General features: G+C 39.1%; 16 protein-coding genes and 1 other annotated feature. All 16 genes read right to left on the minus strand.

All coding sequences use genetic code 11. The features are described 5' to 3' along the window. Positions 1 to 3929 (minus strand): leucine-rich repeat protein (locus tag R8923_RS13010; protein ID WP_485873189.1); only part of this gene is annotated, 3929 nt, incomplete at its 3' end. Positions 3930 to 3977: 48 nt separating this feature from the next. After that, positions 3978 to 5291 carry a glycosyltransferase family protein gene (locus tag R8923_RS13015; protein WP_485873190.1) on the minus strand — a complete coding sequence of 438 codons (1314 nt, stop codon included), beginning with the start codon at positions 5289 to 5291 and terminating at the stop codon, positions 3978 to 3980. Continuing rightward, on the minus strand, positions 5288 to 6790 hold the full coding sequence (locus R8923_RS13020; protein ID WP_485873191.1) for a glycosyltransferase: 1503 nt from the start codon (positions 6788 to 6790) through the stop codon (positions 5288 to 5290). The genes R8923_RS13015 and R8923_RS13020 overlap by 4 nt, the downstream gene beginning before the upstream one ends. A 20-nt stretch (positions 6791 to 6810) precedes the next feature. Next, positions 6811 to 7644 (minus strand): CatB-related O-acetyltransferase, encoded by an 834-nt coding sequence (locus R8923_RS13025; protein WP_485873192.1) that lies wholly within the window; start codon positions 7642 to 7644, stop codon positions 6811 to 6813. Positions 7645 to 7655: 11 nt separating this feature from the next. Beyond that, entirely contained in the window at positions 7656 to 7892 is a 237-nt protein-coding gene (locus R8923_RS13030) for a hypothetical protein (protein WP_485873193.1), read from the minus strand. Between the two features lie 119 nt (positions 7893 to 8011). Next, positions 8012 to 8653: a cyclic nucleotide-binding domain-containing protein gene (locus tag R8923_RS13035; protein WP_485873194.1), complete on the minus strand. Its 642-nt coding sequence runs from the start codon at positions 8651 to 8653 to the stop codon at positions 8012 to 8014. Between the two features lie 126 nt (positions 8654 to 8779). Beyond that, positions 8780 to 9436: a hypothetical protein gene (locus tag R8923_RS13040; protein WP_485873195.1), complete on the minus strand. Its 657-nt coding sequence runs from the start codon at positions 9434 to 9436 to the stop codon at positions 8780 to 8782. A gap of 411 nt (positions 9437 to 9847) precedes the next feature. Then, on the minus strand, positions 9848 to 10216 hold the full coding sequence (gene rplL / locus R8923_RS13045; protein WP_485873196.1) for a 50S ribosomal protein L7/L12: 369 nt from the start codon (positions 10214 to 10216) through the stop codon (positions 9848 to 9850). Positions 10217 to 10270: 54 nt separating this feature from the next. Beyond that, positions 10271 to 10771: a 50S ribosomal protein L10 gene (rplJ, locus tag R8923_RS13050; RefSeq protein ID WP_485873197.1), complete on the minus strand. Its 501-nt coding sequence runs from the start codon at positions 10769 to 10771 to the stop codon at positions 10271 to 10273. A 35-nt stretch (positions 10772 to 10806) separates the two neighbouring features. Next, positions 10807 to 10947 (minus strand) — a sequence feature (ribosomal protein L10 leader region). Between the two features lie 47 nt (positions 10948 to 10994). Beyond that, entirely contained in the window at positions 10995 to 11684 is a 690-nt protein-coding gene (gene rplA, locus R8923_RS13055) for a 50S ribosomal protein L1 (protein ID WP_007471919.1), read from the minus strand. Between the two features lie 35 nt (positions 11685 to 11719). Further along, positions 11720 to 12145 carry a 50S ribosomal protein L11 gene (gene rplK, locus R8923_RS13060; RefSeq protein ID WP_007471922.1) on the minus strand — a complete coding sequence of 142 codons (426 nt, stop codon included), beginning with the start codon at positions 12143 to 12145 and terminating at the stop codon, positions 11720 to 11722. A gap of 129 nt (positions 12146 to 12274) precedes the next feature. Beyond that, positions 12275 to 13297, minus strand: coding sequence for a CgeB family protein (locus R8923_RS13065; protein WP_485873198.1), 1023 nt, complete (start codon positions 13295 to 13297; stop codon positions 12275 to 12277). After that, positions 13294 to 14064: a DUF6270 domain-containing protein gene (locus tag R8923_RS13070; RefSeq protein WP_485873199.1), complete on the minus strand. Its 771-nt coding sequence runs from the start codon at positions 14062 to 14064 to the stop codon at positions 13294 to 13296. Before R8923_RS13070 ends, R8923_RS13065 begins: the two co-directional genes overlap by 4 nt. A gap of 6 nt (positions 14065 to 14070) precedes the next feature. Then, a complete protein-coding gene (locus R8923_RS13075; protein ID WP_485873200.1) occupies positions 14071 to 14826 on the minus strand; it encodes a Two component regulator three Y domain-containing protein in 756 nt (251 codons plus the stop codon). Next, positions 14823 to 16208: an O-antigen ligase family protein gene (locus R8923_RS13080; RefSeq protein ID WP_485873201.1), complete on the minus strand. Its 1386-nt coding sequence runs from the start codon at positions 16206 to 16208 to the stop codon at positions 14823 to 14825. The genes R8923_RS13075 and R8923_RS13080 overlap by 4 nt, the downstream gene beginning before the upstream one ends. After that, positions 16165 to 16830, minus strand: coding sequence for a CpsD/CapB family tyrosine-protein kinase (locus R8923_RS13085; protein ID WP_485873202.1), 666 nt, complete (start codon positions 16828 to 16830; stop codon positions 16165 to 16167). Before R8923_RS13085 ends, R8923_RS13080 begins: the two co-directional genes overlap by 44 nt. Positions 16831 to 16841: the final 11 nt, after the last annotated feature.

Here is a 16841-nt window from a genome sequence, read left to right on the forward strand (position 1 = left end):
CTTGCAGAATCCGATACAGATTCAGAGTCACTTGCTGAGTCGGAATCACTTACACTTGTCGATTCAGAATCTGATGCAGAGTCGCTCGCCATAGACTCGGATTCACTTGCACTTGCAGAATCCGATACGGATTCAGAGTCACTTGCTGAGTCGGAATCACTTACACTTGTCGATTCAGATTCTGATGCAGAGTCGCTTGCCATAGACTCGGATTCGCTTGCACTTGCAGAATCCGATACAGATTCAGAGTCACTTGCTGAGTCGGAATCACTTACACTTGTCGATTCAGAATCTGATGCAGAGTCGCTCGCCATAGACTCGGATTCACTTGCACTTGCGGAATCCGATACAGATTCAGAGTCACTTGCTGAGTCGGAATCACTTACACTTGTCGATTCAGATTCTGATGCAGAGTCGCTCGCCATAGACTCGGATTCACTTGCACTTGCAGAATCCGATACGGATTCAGAGTCGCTTACCGAGTCAGATTCACTTACACTTGTCGATTCAGATTCTGATGCAGAGTCGCTTGCCATAGACTCGGATTCACTTGCACTTGCGGATTCCGATACGGATTCAGAGTCACTTGCTGAGTCGGAATCACTTACACTTGTCGATTCAGATTCTGATGCAGAGTCGCTCGCCATAGACTCGGATTCACTTGCACTTGCAGAATCCGATACGGATTCAGAGTCGCTTACTGAGTCAGATTCACTTACACTTGTCGATTCAGAATCTGATGCAGAGTCGCTTGCCATAGACTCTGATTCACTTGCACTTGCGGATTCCGATACGGATTCAGAGTCACTTGCTGAGTCAGATTCACTTACACTTGTTGATTCGGAATCTGATGCAGATTCACTTGCCATAGACTCGGAGTCGCTCCCACTTGCGGATGCTGAATCGGATTCAGAGTCACTCACAGAGTCAGATTCACTCACACTTGTCGATTCAGATTCTGATGCCGATGCGGAGTCGCTTGCCATAGACTCTGATTCACTTGCACTTGCGGAATCAGATACAGATTCAGAGTCGCTTACTGAGTCAGATTCACTTACACTTGTCGATTCAGATTCTGATGCCGATGCGGAGTCGCTTGCCATAGACTCTGATTCACTCGCACTTTCTGAATCAGATGCGGAGTCAGAGTCGCTTACTGATTCTGAATCACTTACACTTGTCGACTCGGAATCAGATACTGATGCAGATTCACTTGCCATGGACTCGGATTCACTCGCACTTGCGGAATCCGATACGGATTCAGAGTCGCTTACTGAGTCAGATTCACTCACACTTGTCGATTCAGATTCTGATGCGGAGTCACTTGTCATAGACTCGGATTCACTTGCACTTTCTGAATCAGATGCGGAGTCGCTTACTGATTCTGAATCACTTACACTTGTCGACTCGGAATCAGATACTGATGCAGATTCACTTGCCATAGACTCTGATTCACTTGCACTTGCGGAATCTGATACGGATTCAGAGTCGCTTACTGAGTCAGATTCACTTACACTTGTTGATTCGGAATCTGATGCAGATTCACTTGCCATAGACTCGGAGTCGCTCCCACTTGTGGATGCTGAATCGGATTCAGAGTCACTCACAGAGTCAGAATCACTTACACTTGTCGATTCAGATTCTGATGCGGATGCGGAGTCGCTTGCCATAGACTCTGATTCGCTTGCACTTGCAGAATCTGATACGGATTCAGAATCGCTTGCTGAGTCGGAGTCACTTACACTTGTCGATTCGGAATCTGATGCAGATTCACTTGCCACAGACTCTGATTCGCTTGCACTTACGGAATCCGATACGGATTCAGAGTCACTTGCAGACTCAGATACGGATTCAGATTGGCTTACTGATTCAGACTCACTTGCGCTTGCAGAATCAGAAATCGAGTTAGAATCGCTTGCAGACTCAGACCCACTAACACTTACAGAATCACTTATAGAATCGGATTCGCTAGCAATAGACTCGGAATCACTCGCAGAATCGGAATCAGAAATAGATGCAGAATCGCTCACAGAATCTGATGCCGACTCAGAATCACTTGCCGACTCGGAGTCACTTATAGAAAGTGATTCGCTTGCAATCGAATCAGATTCGGAGTCGCTAATCGAAGTTGACTCGGAGTCACTTGTTAGCGATTCAGATGTTGATTCACTTTCACTCACTTGTACATCGATATAAAAAACAGGGATATCTGTTGTTGTATCGGCTACAATAATTTGAACACCTGGTGTACTTGGGTCAATATCCAAAGTTTGATCTGGAGTAAATGTTTTTGTTCCATCTGTTAAGTTGTCCGGTAACGTAATCTTATCTCCCGCTTGAGTCCCGTCTGGAACATACACAGGCGGAAGATTCGGAATTACTCCACCATCTCGGTCTGTTGGAACAATTTTTTGACTTTCTGAAATTTCAAAAGTTTCTAATGTAACTCGAGTTCCTGTCGATGTGTATCCAACCGCATAATACGTTCCAAAATCATCGGCAGTTAGATTATCTAACGTAAATATGCTACCTGATCCCTTTTTCACTTTTGGTAATCCGTCTTTATACCAATCTACTGTTGGGATGTCTAACGCCCACCGCCCAGAATTAAGTTTATATCTTTCACCACTTCCACTCACACTGAAAGAAGCTGAATCACCTTGCTTATAACGAAAACTTCGGCTAGAAAAATCATATACTGGAGTTGAAGCTCCTTCCTCCATTAAATATGCCGCCTGAGAAGAAGATAAAATATTTATCATTGATGCAGGCGCGCTATAATTGGCAAGACTCCCCTTTGGCACATAAACATTAACTGTATTGGAATTAATAATAAGATTTGCCGCGTTTTCCATGAGAGGCAATGTATCGCCCTCAAAATGAATTTCTTTTAATGATTTAGAATTAGAAAATATACCATCCGCTATACGATTGACCGTTGCAGGTATTGTAATATATTCTAATCCAGACCCATAAAATGCATATCTGCCAATTTCAGTAGTCTTTTCAAGAGTAACATCTTTAAGACTTGAGTTATTGTTAAATGCTTGATCGGGTACTGGAGCACTTGATTGCCAATCAACAGAAGTCAAATATTTGTTCTCTGCAAATGCTTGGTTCCCCACACTTTTCACTGAACTTGGTATAGTTACATGAGTTAATTTAGTATTCGAAAAGGCCCACGGCTGTATAGTAACTTCAGAGTTTGGAAGAATTACGCTTTGTATACCGCTAGCACTAAATGCCGACTCCCCTATACTAGTTACTGAGTCAGGTATGACAACATTTTGTAAATTTGTTGTCCAAGAAAAAGCCGCATTCCCTATCTTAATTAAACTGTTCGGAAGTTCAACTTCTTTAATATTTGCATTGTTGAAAAATGTCCTATCTCCTATACTTGTAACATCATATGCAACCCCATTTGCGATAACATACTCTGGAATTACTAGCTTTCCATCTGGAGCTGTTCCTGTCCACCCATAAAGTTCAGCAGTTTCAGTGACCGTATCCAATCTATAGTTAAACTTTGTTATTGGGTCGGCATAACCAACTGTCGCCTTCAACCCCGGACGCTTTGGTGGTTCTGTTGTCGTTGTCGTTTCAGCTGGTTTTGGCTCTGTTGTGCCGCTTTCTACAGCGCCACTTTCAGGAACCGCCGTTTCCGTTGTTTCATTTTCTACAGGTGCATTTGCTTCATTCGTACCCTCGGCAACATTTTCATCCGTGGTCACTTCAGTAGTAGCTGCACCTTCCTGCGCTTGCTCGGTTGTAGCCGGGTCGCCCTCGCTATTTCCACTCTCTACAGCAAGCACAATCCCCGGGGAGCTCATACCAATTGCAAAGAAAAGTAATGCGCCGCATACCCATTGTTTCCCTTTTTTCCAACTTCGCCAGTTTTTCTGCGTTGTATCTTTTTTCCTAAATCTCAATCAAAACACTTCCTTTCAAAATGTGTACAATCTAAACAAGATGCTAATTTATAGCGCACTCCTATAATCAACCACTGTAGAGCGTGGTCCATTTTTTTGATGTAGCCGAGTAAGCCATGCTTCTTCTTGTTGTTTGTCTTGCATAATGCTAGTTAAAATCTTAATTATCTCTGCTTCTTCCTTCACAAGCCATTCGTAGCGCTCATTTTTAGCAAGCCGCGAAAGTCCTAAAATGAAATAATTTTGTTGATATGCTCTAAAAATGATGTCTTGAACCTCACTACCAGCATGAAGATTTAAATAAATATCATGACTTAAAAGAAGTTCAGAAATCCTCGTTTTATTTGCCGCCGGAACTAAGGAAATATTTGAAAATTCGTTGTTTAACTCCTGTAATTTCGTACTCATTTCCGTTGGGGCTGCAATTGTTAGCGAGAGATTTGGCAAAGCCGTCGCGATTTCGCGCACATAATGAAGCTCGTCGCTGGTTGTTACCATAAGCGCTTTATGTGAACATGAATGAGGTCGCTTGAAAGTCTCGAGCGGAGATAGATATAACAGCTCGACATAAGTTTGATCTCTGTATAAAGAAGTTACTTTCTTAAGCTCAGACATGGATTCGAACACAATTTTTTGAACCGCTTTCTTTTCCTTTAAAAGAGTGAGCATATTGCCCGGAAGCACCTCACCAATTTTTTCTTGCCAAAATAGGACTGCTTTCGTTGATTCTAAACGATTCGAAACAAAAAGCGGGAACGATAAACTATTAATATAAAGTTCCTCAATGGGGCGTTTTTTTCTTAAATTTTGGATAAAGCAGACAGTAAAGTCCACCAACCCCTGAAAGGCTTGACGTTTTTCATCTAGCGACAAGTTGATATGCCCCGTTGCGACATCCCATACGATGACCTCCTGGCCTTCTTTGTTCAAATACAAGCGTTTGACAATCTTTCCCTCCGCATCGTATTGAAAAATACCGTATTTATGTCCTTGAATCGCATAAACGTCACTCATCAATTTACGTCCTTTTCGGTCCAGCCAGTCGACCTGTTTCACTAGACGATCACTATTTTCAAAATAAATGATGCGCCCCGCCTCAAAGTCCCCTGAATAAATCGTCGCTTCCAAATTGTTTTTATGCCGAACTTCATAGAAAGGTGGCAACTCGAGCTCATTAAAATAGCGCCCATTTCCCTTTTTATTGTGCCAACCTGTGTAATACGTAAATGGATTATAAATTTCTTCAGGTAATCGCCCGTCATATTGCATGACAATCGTTTGATGATTCATTTCGGCTAATTTTAAACTGTTATTAAGCCGCATTGTACTAGCGTGCCAATAATCTGCAAGTAAGAGTTTCATTTTGCACCTACTTTCTTCGCTGTCTCTTCGTTTGCAAAAAGTTTTTTCCATTTTTTTCCAACTGTCAGGGTTGTATAACCCTTCACCTTTTCATTTGCAAATCGCTTCGCCTCCTTTAAATCAAAACTAGGATTTTGAATGGCTTCAATCCCTTTTGTAAGACCTGTTACGATTTCCGCCTCTGTCCCTTTTTCAATGAGAAAACCGTTGATCCCTTCTTCAATAAACTCGGTATTGCCATATGGTACGTTCAAGCCGACCATAGGGAGGCCAAAGTTAAGTGCTTCAAGTAAAGTTAAACCAAAGCCTTCCGAGTGAGAAGCTGTCACGTAAACCCCGTATTCCCCATAAACCTCCGCCATATTGGGGTGATGGCCTTTAAGCATAATGTAGCTCTCTGCCCCAAGTTTTTGGATGAGCTCTTCTAATTTTTTTCGCTCTCCCCCTTCTCCGTAAATGGAAAAAGTAAGGTTGGGATAGGCTGTTTTTGCTTTTACAACGGCATAAATTAATGTATCAATGTGCTTTTCACTTGCCAGCCTAGAAGCAGTTATTAATTTGCAGCGTTTATCTTCTGCATGCGGGTTTTGAACTTCTTCCACACAACCAACTGGAATGACGACAACTTTCGAAGCGTCTCTTTTCAATTGTTTAAATTGCTCCTTCAAAATACGTGCCTGCTCTTTTGTTGCCACAATGAACCAATCTATAAGCTGTTCATTTTCAAGAACGTACTCATAATGATTGTTCCATAAAATCCGTTCATCACTAGCACGCCCCAAATGATAATGCTCTGCATGAATCACAACGCCAACTTTCGCCTTCCCTATTTGCGGAAGAACAGCATCCATCACGCCTAAACTACGATCCACTAAAACCGTGTCACGCGCTGTCCATTTTAAGCGCTTAAAAAACTCTTGATAAAAAGCACTTCGTCCAATTAAAATTAAATCGTCTAGTACGGTAATGGTAATTTCACGTTTCTCATAATACTGCCGGTAAGCCACCTCACCATCTTCTGTAAAAAAAGTTCTTGAAATGAGTTGACCATTCGTATAATACTCGGTATTCGTCAAACGATCCGAATAATGATTGGCAGAAATCAGCTGCCCCTTATTTAAAACATCCACCCGGTCCACATACTTTTGCTTTAGCGTCCAAACTTTATATTTTAAAGGGCTATCTCTGTGCTCATATAAAATATGAGTTTCATTTTCAATTTTCTTAAAATCACTAGTAATCTCCGCCTCAAATTTCGCAATTGGGTACTTCGATTCATGGTTTTTTTGCCCCGCCATAAAAGCGTAAATCCCAATGATGTCCGCCGTTTTTAGCCCGAGCAACTTAGTAAAGTGGATTAAGTTTGTGCCCAAGTAATCCAAAAACACAAAGCGCTGTTTCAGACCCACCTTACAAATCGCATCACTACGGTATTTCTGTGCGTATTCAACACCTGAGGAGGCATAACCAATTCCTTTGTTTATATGATAAATTGTCATTTTAGTTCACTCTTTCCTCGCTATTCTCTGTTGTTGTCAAAATCTGCTACTCGAAGTTGTTTTGGCATAAATGGTTCAATTTTTTTATTGTCAATAAGACGTGATACTTTCTCGATAAAGCTTTCAATTGGTTCATCCCCTTTAACGTTAGCAAAGTCGGGATAGGCGTAATTCCACCACTGAAGCCGCTCCAATTCTTGAATAACTTCATCTGAAAACCGGTACCGAATCACTTTTGCCGGAACACCGCCGACAACTGCATACGGCGGCACATCTTTTGTCACCATCGCTCCTGCTGCAATGATAGCCCCATTTCCAACTGTTATACCAGTTGAAACAAAACGTACTTCCTGTCCCACCCAGACGTCATGTCCAATAACAACAGGCGAGCCATTCGTGCTTTGCATACCTTTAATCTCAAAATCTGAACCTTCATTTGTATTAAAATAGTCCTGATACGGGCCAAACATTTTATTGTAGGTAATTTGCGAACTTGTGAAGCGATCAGTTGGATGATTTCCACCAAGTCTTTGAATCCCCATGCCTAGCGAACTATATCTACCAATGACTGTATTAATTGGCATTGTACTCGTACAAGAAGAGAAAGCGCCCATTGTACAGAAATATGGTCCACTTAAATAGGCACTGTACGGCTCAATGACCGCATCATTTCCAATATAAAATGGTTGTCCTTTTGCAATTCGTTGCTTCGTTGTCGTTGTTGTAAATATATGCTTTTCTTGGAAAAACGCTTCCCAATTTGCATCCATAATAAAATCTGATTTTTGATGACTTTGCGTTGCGTTCAAGTCTTTAATTGGAAACTTAACTCCGCCAATTTCTGTTACTTCCATGCTAATTCCTCCTATAGGTTATCACTCTTATCTTGAAATCCTTTTTCCCAAGGATACAAGCCGTTTTCATCTTGTTCATAGTTATCTAATTTTTCATGCTCAGTATTTTGTTTTTTCTTCAAACGCTTATATTTCACATATTTAATGGCTAAAAAAATGGGTAAACTTAGCACAATTGCTAAACGAGCTACTGGAAACATCGCTGACCAATCAATTGTTGCTAGTAAAAACTGTTGTAACTCTATCATCTTTTTTCCTTCTTTCATTAAGAACTATCCTCAGAATAGCACACTTTTTTTGCGGTATTCAGTCAGAAAAAGCCTCTATCCCAATTCTATTTTTGTACATTTTGTGACTGCGATAAAAATCAATTCTTAATCAGCAACCGATTTTCTAACACACTAACTTTTCCTTCTAGTTTTAACTGGCCCATAAATTTTTTCACTGAACTTCGGCTTAAATGTGTATACGCTTCTAAAAACCTAAGTGTAATTCCTCGAGGCAATAGGTAGCCATCGCATTGCAATTCACCGAAATTTTGTGCCAACAATTCTAGCATTCCGCTTAGTCGTTCAATGCCTTTTCGTTTTAATATTAAACAATTCTTTTTCAAACATTCATTCTTTTTTCGTTCCTGATAAAAAAGATAAATATAACCTTCTTGCATGCCGAGCAAATGATATAAAGCTTCATAACGATCAAACACCAAAAGCTCTGCCTTTTCTATCACCCTAACACTCGTATCCGCCCCATTATCTGCAAGAATTGCACCATTTAAATTGATAAAATTACCCGGTCCAACGAGATAAATCATATTATCCACTTCTGTGACTTCAACTATCCCTTTTTGCAAAAAATAAATTTTATCTTGAAATTCATTTGTTTGAATCTGCTTATCCTTTTTTATTGCCTCTGATTTATTAGCAAGAAAAATTGACAATAAATTCATATCATTAAATTTCTTCATAATCGTTTCGTCATTATAATGTTCCATAAAGTCTTCGTACATAATGAATCCCTTCTTTCAATTATAAATAAAACTTTCAGCCCAAATTTATTTCCTTTAAAATTTTAGTGTTTTTGTCGCAATTTTCCGATTACTAAGTGTATTTATTTTAAAAATTTGAGTATCCCATCATTTTTTACAGATTAGAAACTGCCTATCAATTACTTTCAACTTCCCCTCATCTTTTAGAAGACCAATAAAATATTTCACCGAACTATGACTTAAGTTTGCATATCTTGTTAAAAAATCAATTGTAATACTCTTTGGCAATAAATAACCCGCATTTTGAAAACTCCCATTTGATTTAGCTAAATAGTTTAGCGCTAGCTCCAAACGCCTAACTCCCTTTTCCTGAAGAATCCTACAGCCCTTCAAAATGAGATCTGTTTTTCTACGTTCTTGAACTAGTAAAAACATCCATCCTTCTTGAATATTTAGCAGATGATTTAATACTTCACTCCGTTCAAAAGTCAAAAGTTTAGCGCTTTCAATAACATTTAATTGAATACCAGCATTTTTCTTCATAATTCCGTCATTTAAATTAATAAATTCACCTTCGCTAACAAGATACGTAAATTTATTTTCGGTGACCTCAATAAGTCCGCCACTCATAACAAAGTATATAGTTCCCCTCGTTTGTTGCGGGTCAAGGACATCAAATTTTTTGACACTTACTTCCTTTTTCGAAAGTTGCCGGTCTAAAAGGAGAGATGTTAATAATTTTGTATCACTAAATTCTTCTAAAATTGCTTCATTCTTGTAAAGTTCTTTCAATTCTGTGTACATATTCTCATGCCCCTTTCCTTTTCATAATTTAATGATATAAAATTCAAACATTTTTTTCAGGTTGCTTTTAACCTGTTTCCTTTAAAATGTTTGTCCAAATTGTTAACGTTCCTACCTATAAGCGAAACTAGCTAACTTCCATACGTTCATTATAAATGAAAACGCTAACACGAATTGTTCCTCTTTATCTATAAAACGACAATAAATTTGTCTAAATTAACAACTTTTTTCTCATTCCCAACAAATTTTTGTTCTATTTTATACCTAGCGTCAAACAAAAAGCAAACTTGAGTATGTTTTAACAGCACAAAATCCTAGTTTTTTTCATAAAAAAAAGAAGTGAAAATCAAGCCGCTAAACGTTGCTTGGTTTTCACTTCTTCTATTTTAGACTAATTTTTGTAACTAGTAATTATTTAAATTCTACGCTTGCGCCAACTTCTTCAAGTTTAGCTTTGATTTCTTCAGCTTCTTCTTTAGAAGCGCCTTCTTTGATTGCTTTAGGAGCGTTATCAACTAATTCTTTAGCTTCTTTTAAGCCAAGACCAGTGATTTCACGAACCACTTTGATAACTTTGATTTTTGAATCGCCAGCAGAAGCTAGTTCAACTGTAAATTCAGTTTGTTCAGCAGCGCCACCAGCAGCACCAGCTGCAGCTACAGCTACAGGAGCAGCAGCAGTTACGCCAAATTCTTCTTCGATTGCTTTTACTAAATCGTTAAGTTCTAATACAGACGCTTCTTTAACAGAAGCAATGATTTCTTCAATGTTTAAAGCCATTTTAAAATTCCTCCATTATTGTTTTAATTTTTTTATTGAGTTAAAACCCAGTTATTAAGCTTCTTGTTCCGCTTTTTGATCCGCAACTGCTTTTGTAGCAAGAGCGAGGTTACGAACAGGAGCTTGTAATACGTTGCAAAGCATAGATAGCAAGCCTTCGCGTGATGGAAGTGTTGCAAGAGCTTTGATTTCATCAAGAGAAGAAACATTCCCTTCAATGATACCTGCTTTAATTTCAAGCGCTTCGTGGTCTTTCGCGAAGTCATTCAAAATTTTAGCCGGAAGAACAACGTCTTCATTACTGAAAGCAATAGCGTTTGGGCCAGTAAGAACTTCTTCAAGTCCTGCAAAGCCTTTAGCTTCTACAGCGCGACGTACTAATGTGTTTTTGTACACTTTAAATTCAACGCCTGCTTCACGTAATTGTTTACGTAATTCAGTAATCTCAGATACATTTAATCCACGGTAGTCCACGATAACTGTAGATACGCTATCAGTAAGTTTAGCTGAAATTTCATCAACTGCACTTTGTTTAGCTTCTAAAATTTTACTCATTTTTACACCTCCGTCCATAGTCTAAACGCCAAAATGGCTACATAATAAAACCCTTGCTACCGTAACAGCAAGGGTTAAACCACAAGACAAAACTGTCCTGTTCATCTAAAATCCTCGGCGGGCATTTTTAAACGCAAATGCGTACCTGCTGTCTACGGTAAGGATATTCACTTTTTAAGCCTATCATATCTTATCAAAGATTCTTTAGGTCGTCAAGCCCGTTTTATAAAGAAGATGGATCTACTTGGATACCAGGTCCAAAAGTAGTTGTTACGCTTAAGTTTTTCACGTAAGTACCTTTTGCAGCAGCTGGTTTCGCTTTTTGTAATACATCATTTATAGTACGGAAGTTTTCAATTAATTTATCAGTATCAAATGAAACTTTACCAATAGCAGTGTGAATATTACCAGCTTTATCAACACGGTATTCCACTTTACCAGCTTTAATTTCATTTACTGCTTTTGTAACGTCCATTGTAACTGTACCCGTTTTAGGGTTTGGCATTAAGCCTTTTGGTCCTAAGACACGACCTAATTTACCAACTTCACCCATCATATCAGGTGTAGCTACGATAACATCAAAGTCAAACCAACCTTGGTTGATTTTTTCAACGAATTCAGCATCTCCAACGAAGTCAGCGCCAGCAGCTTCAGCTTCTTTTGCTTTTTCTCCTTTAGCGAAAACTAAAACGCGCTCTGTTTTACCAGTACCATTCGGTAATACTACGGCACCACGGATTTGTTGATCCGCTTTTTTAGGGTCTACGCCAAGACGAAATGCTACTTCAACAGTTGCATCGAAACCGGCGAAATCAATTTCTTTAGCAAGCGCTACTGCTTCTTCAACAGAATACGCTTTTGTTGTATCTACTTTTTTCAAAGCATCTTGATACTTTTTACCTTTCTTAGCCATTTCTTTTCCTCCTTATTGTTCAAATTGCCTTTTTCTTAGTCTTCTACTACGAATCCCATAGAACGAGCTGTACCTTCAACCATACGCATTGCAGACTCAACGTTTGCAGCATTTAGGTCAGGCATTTTAAGCTCAGCAATTTCTTGTACTTGAGCACGAGTTACAGTTGCAACTTTGTTACGGTTAGGCTCACCAGAACCTTTTTCCACTTTAGCAGCTTTTTTAAGCAATACTGCAGCTGGTGGAGTTTTCGTGATGAACGTAAACGAACGGTCTTCAAATACACTGATAACAACAGGAATGATAAGACCAGCTTGATCGGCTGTACGAGCGTTAAACTCTTTACAGAATCCCATGATATTAACACCAGCTTGACCTAGTGCAGGTCCAACTGGAGGTGCAGGATTTGCTTTCCCTGCTGGAATTTGAAGCTTAACTTCTTTAATAACTTTTTTAGCCACGAGACATACCTCCTTAAGTCCGTGCTGTGGTTAAATGGGGATTAAGATTTCCCCTCCCACGTGAAACATACGCAAAAACGTACTTATATATAATACCACTTTAAAAACACAATTGCAAGACCATTTCTTTTAGTTAAAAGCTAAGATTTCCTTTACACGGCGCGTATAAGTTGCGTCTAGCAGTAGCACCTTTTCATATCCTTTCTGCCTAATTGATTCCCTAAGTTCTGGCTTGGCACGATAAAATGCAACTTTTTCTAATAGTTCTTCCGTAGTTGAAAAAAAATCGGCCTCTTCTCCTTCTATAAATAAAGCTTTTTGTTCTTCCGTTCGCTCCGTTAGCAAAAAACCGCGGCAGGCTGGAATTTCAAACGTCCGCGCCGTATGCTGCTCATTTGATAGATGCGTCAAAAAACCTAGCGCCACATCACTTGCGCCGAATACTTTAGCCATATCTTCTGTGTAGACTCCTTGGAAGGTACAGTAATTTCTTAGCTCCATATTGGAAGGAAGTTTCTGCCAATTTGTTCCCCACACTTTCAAATCAGCATTTTGCTTAGCAATTTCGTTTAGCCAGAAAGCGCGCTGTTCTTCCATGCGACCAACAAAAGTCAAATTTGCTCCGTAGCGCATTTTATCCGCCTCACTAATTGGCACTGGGCGATGAATGGCTGGATCAAACGCATATTGAATTTGCAAAACCTGCGCACAACCTAGCTCCTGGTACTTTGAAACTTCTGTCACTTTCGGCGTGACCACTACATCATACGCAGTAATCGCATTATTTAACACTTTTGAAGTATGGTAACGGTCATCAAATAAAAAATCGGGATGAAAGTGAATGGTTTTCACACCAAGTTTTTTTGCATATGCAATTGTTTCAGCGCTGACCCATAGGCCTTTTACAACAAATAAAATTTCTGGTGTTTTTGTTTTTAAAAGCCGCATAATTTCAGCATTAAACTGCTCATATTTATACGGATATGGCTTTCCCACTAAACGCATATACGCTCGTTCCAAAAGCGAGTACTGGTAAAACGGAATATCCGTTTTGACCGTCATGACTTGAAATCCAAGTGACTTGAAACCTTGAAATAAAGATAAACTATTGGCTCCTGGAAACGTTGCCCCCACACATAAAACTGACCTCATTGTTCGCCCACCTCTGTCACTTCTTTAAATTTAGCATATAACTTCTTATAATAACCCGACTCATAATGCGAAACAGAATGCCCGAACGGATAGCGCACATCCCCGACATAATTTTCTTCCAACATATTCACAACCTTTGCTTTTGGAAAAATAGCTAAAAAACAGCGATCTAGCTCGCGCCAAACCCCATTGTACTGTTCAAGTTTTGACACATTTTCATAACACCGAAGTACCCTTTTTTCATCCAAATAACGTGTCGTTAGCTGACAGCGATTTAAAATCAGTTGTTCCTCACTTAAATACGGCGAAATGGCGTCCTTAAAACGCCAAACAGCATTCGTCCACTGATCTAAAAAAAGGGCCCAATTGGTTTGGCTGACAATTTTAGTAATCGGCAAGTCATACCTAATTCGGCTTTGCTCAATGATTGGAGATATTGTAATTGCTTGATTTTGACTAACAAAAGCCGTTTCTTTTAGCGCATCCGCATATAAATCTATCATTAAAAAATCGGGACGTTCTCTTTTTAACGCCTGAAAAAAAGTCTTTTCAAAGTCCGTCTTCACAAATTGCTTTTTTTCAACAGGAATATCTTCATATTCTGCAATAGGGAAAGAAAAAGGTTCCGTCATTAGCGCGATGAGCGAGGAGTGAAACTGAGTAAATGCGACTTCATAATGTGACTTGTAATCTGGATTAAAATACGCACTCGAATTTAAGAAATTGCGACTAAAACAAGTCCCTAATACGCCAATTTTTTGCACCACAAAGCTTCACTCCTTTACAATTTCATTTAGTGTTTTTTGTAAAAATGGGGGGAAATAATACGCTACTTCTTGGTGTTTTAAATACTTTTGTTCATCTAAAGTAAGCTTATAGCCACCCGCTTTTAAATCCTCAATTAAAGAAGCGATATGTTCCTCATACGTGTGCTCTTTTACCGAATAATGAACATAAAAATGGGTAGGAAATTTAGGTTCTTCCTTAATTTTATCTGACAATAAGCTATTTAAATAGGTGACAGGATACTCTCCTTTTTTTCCAACCATTCCTTCAAATGTAGGTTTTTTTTCGGGAATATCTGTTAAATAGTTGCCTAAGAAATATTGCGGCGCCCCAGCAACGACCGCATTTGCCTTTAATTTCAAGCCGTAATATAGCGCTGCATAACCACCCTTACTTGTTCCAACACAGACAATTTGGCGATATTTTTTTTGTTCCGTGATGGACTCAATTAGTTCGGTGACAACTTGCTCGGGGAATCTTGATCCCTCGTGAAATAAATAGTAGCCGCCCTGTTTGTTATATCCAAAATCGTCTAAAATGAAGAGCCGATCTGCCTTTGTCTCTTTTGTTGTCGCCATATAATTGTAGGTTGCGGGAATTCCTGGTCGGGAAAACGCGCTAAACACGATGACCAGCGTGTCCTCTTTGCGCTTTTTTTTATACGCGTAACAAACGGTTCCAGCGCTCGATTTGAATGTTTTGCTTATCATTTTAAAGTAAAGGCCAACTAGCTTTTTTTTCATACATTCGCCTCCTTTTTCTTTAAATTTAAATGGATGATTGCAAGTGCTAGGCCGATGCCTAGCCAAACAACACGCATTTCAAAAATGCTACTGCTCCCAATTGAAATCGCGATAAAAGCGATGATAATACATAACGGAAGTCCTCCTAACATCCCTTTTTCCTCCAAAAACAGCTTGATGGCTTGAAAAGAAAGCCAGCCGAAAAAGAGTGCGAAACAGCCTAAGCCAATGATGCCCACATCGGCTAAAGTGGCAAGCCAAAAATTATGTGCGCTCATTGTTTGTTGTAAATCGGTTGGGATATTGACGGTTCCGTACAGCGCTTCAAATACAAATTTTGGAACGACGCCGATGCCAACGCCTAAAAAATGGCTTTCTTTTGCTACGTGCAAAACGGTTTCGTAAATGAATAGGCGCTGATCTGTTGATGTTTGTTTGCCAATAAAATAACTAAATTCCTGCGCTATAAGAAGCTTCATTATAAGGAAATATATACCGCCTAGACACACCCCTATAAAACTTATACAACTTGCTACTGGTTTAGAATAAAGTTTCCAAATCATCAAAATGATTGTAATCACAAAAGCGAGTAAACCTGTTCTTGATTCCGTTGCGATAACAAGTAGAAGTAAAACGGCGGTGCTACTTAAAGCAATTAAAGTTCGCCCAATTGTCTTTTTTTGAAGTAGTAGGTAAATAAACAGTGGGAAATAAATGGATAAATAAGAACTGAAATCGTTTGTATTGGTTAGAAAACCGGTTGGTCGATAATCTAAATAACCACTTTCCTTTAGACTGGAATACCATAAATGTTTACCTGTTATCATTTCATAGGCGCCAACACTAACGGACAAAATAAACGGTGGCATAATCCACATGAACATTTTCCTAACGTCCGCAGTGCTTTGAATATAGTACACGCAAAGGAAAATAACGTAAAAGCTTTCCAATTGAAAATAGATGGCACGTAAACTTAAACGGATATCTTGACTCCAAATAAGCGTCAGAATGGCTACTAAAATCCACAAAGCAAAACCTAAAAGCGGGATTTTTAGCAAGGAAAATTTGGACCAATCTTTTTTTTCAAATAAAAAGAGAAAAAAATGGAGTAGTAACGCGATACGGAATAAAAACAAGCCGCCAAGCCCGGGAATGCTCAAGTAAGGGCCTAGTATCGCGCTAACTAAAATGATATAAAATAAAAATTTTGCTAACCGCCTAAGCGGAATATCCATAAGTAAGATGCACGCGCTGATGACTAAAACGGGGATAATGATGAGCGGGTAGATAGCCGCAGCAAAGCTAATTAAAGCAAAAAGTGCGCCTAAAAAAGGTTTTTTAATAGCCATAGTAATCGTATTTCTTTTTATTATATTTAACATTGTTTAACACCGCTCCGACTGCTTTTACACCCGAATTGTCTAATAAATTTTTAGCAAAAGCGAGTTCATCTTCTTTCGTTTTGTTATTATTAACAACTAATATTCCTAAGTCACATGCAGATGCGATAATTCGCGAATCTGTAAATAAATTAATGGGCGGGCAGTCAAAAATGATGTAGGTATAACCAAGCGTGATAGCTTCATCAATTAGTCCTTCTAAACCTTGAACGCGAAGTAATTCAAGTGGGTTTGGCGGGATAGCGCCCACTGCTAAAATATCTAAGTTGTCCGTAAAATGGTAAATGGCATCTTGTAAATTAGCACGTCCTGTTAAAACATTGGACAGACCATTTTGTCCTTTCAACCGGCACTGCTTAGTCAAGCTTGGCGAATAAAAGTCTGCATCAATAAGTAATACCTTTTGCTTGAAACCTGCATATGTCTTGGCAAAATTCATACTAAAAAAGGTCTTCCCTTCCCCTTTATTAGATGAAGTAATGGCAATCGTTTGAAAGGCATCATCTTGTCTATGCATATATTGAATATTCGTTTGGATGGCTGAAAATTTTTCTTGAATAATTCGATTCATGGACATTTGGTTCTCGTTTACATTCTTTTCCATCTATAAAGTAG

This window comes from Listeria tempestatis, assembly GCF_963575625.1.
GTDB classification, from domain to species: domain Bacteria; phylum Bacillota; class Bacilli; order Lactobacillales; family Listeriaceae; genus Listeria; species Listeria tempestatis.

What these genes read in the sequence shown, in the direction of transcription:
- R8923_RS13085 (WP_485873202.1), bottom strand. Translation starts at nt 16,830, where the DNA reads ATGGAAAAGAATGTAAACGAGAACCAAATGTCCATGAATCGAATTATT.
- R8923_RS13080 (WP_485873201.1), bottom strand. Translation starts at nt 16,208, where the DNA reads ATGTTAAATATAATAAAAAGAAATACGATTACTATGGCTATTAAAAAA.
- R8923_RS13015 (WP_485873190.1), bottom strand. Translation starts at nt 5,291, where the DNA reads ATGAAACTCTTACTTGCAGATTATTGGCACGCTAGTACAATGCGGCTT.
- rplA (WP_007471919.1), bottom strand. Translation starts at nt 11,684, where the DNA reads ATGGCTAAGAAAGGTAAAAAGTATCAAGATGCTTTGAAAAAAGTAGAT.
- rplJ (WP_485873197.1), bottom strand. Translation starts at nt 10,771, where the DNA reads ATGAGTAAAATTTTAGAAGCTAAACAAAGTGCAGTTGATGAAATTTCA.
- rplL (WP_485873196.1), bottom strand. Translation starts at nt 10,216, where the DNA reads ATGGCTTTAAACATTGAAGAAATCATTGCTTCTGTTAAAGAAGCGTCT.
- R8923_RS13035 (WP_485873194.1), bottom strand. Translation starts at nt 8,653, where the DNA reads ATGTACGAAGACTTTATGGAACATTATAATGACGAAACGATTATGAAG.
- R8923_RS13030 (WP_485873193.1), bottom strand. Translation starts at nt 7,892, where the DNA reads ATGATAGAGTTACAACAGTTTTTACTAGCAACAATTGATTGGTCAGCG.
- R8923_RS13040 (WP_485873195.1), bottom strand. Translation starts at nt 9,436, where the DNA reads ATGTACACAGAATTGAAAGAACTTTACAAGAATGAAGCAATTTTAGAA.
- R8923_RS13065 (WP_485873198.1), bottom strand. Translation starts at nt 13,297, where the DNA reads ATGAGGTCAGTTTTATGTGTGGGGGCAACGTTTCCAGGAGCCAATAGT.
- R8923_RS13025 (WP_485873192.1), bottom strand. Translation starts at nt 7,644, where the DNA reads ATGGAAGTAACAGAAATTGGCGGAGTTAAGTTTCCAATTAAAGACTTG.
- R8923_RS13020 (WP_485873191.1), bottom strand. Translation starts at nt 6,790, where the DNA reads ATGACAATTTATCATATAAACAAAGGAATTGGTTATGCCTCCTCAGGT.
- R8923_RS13075 (WP_485873200.1), bottom strand. Translation starts at nt 14,826, where the DNA reads ATGAAAAAAAAGCTAGTTGGCCTTTACTTTAAAATGATAAGCAAAACA.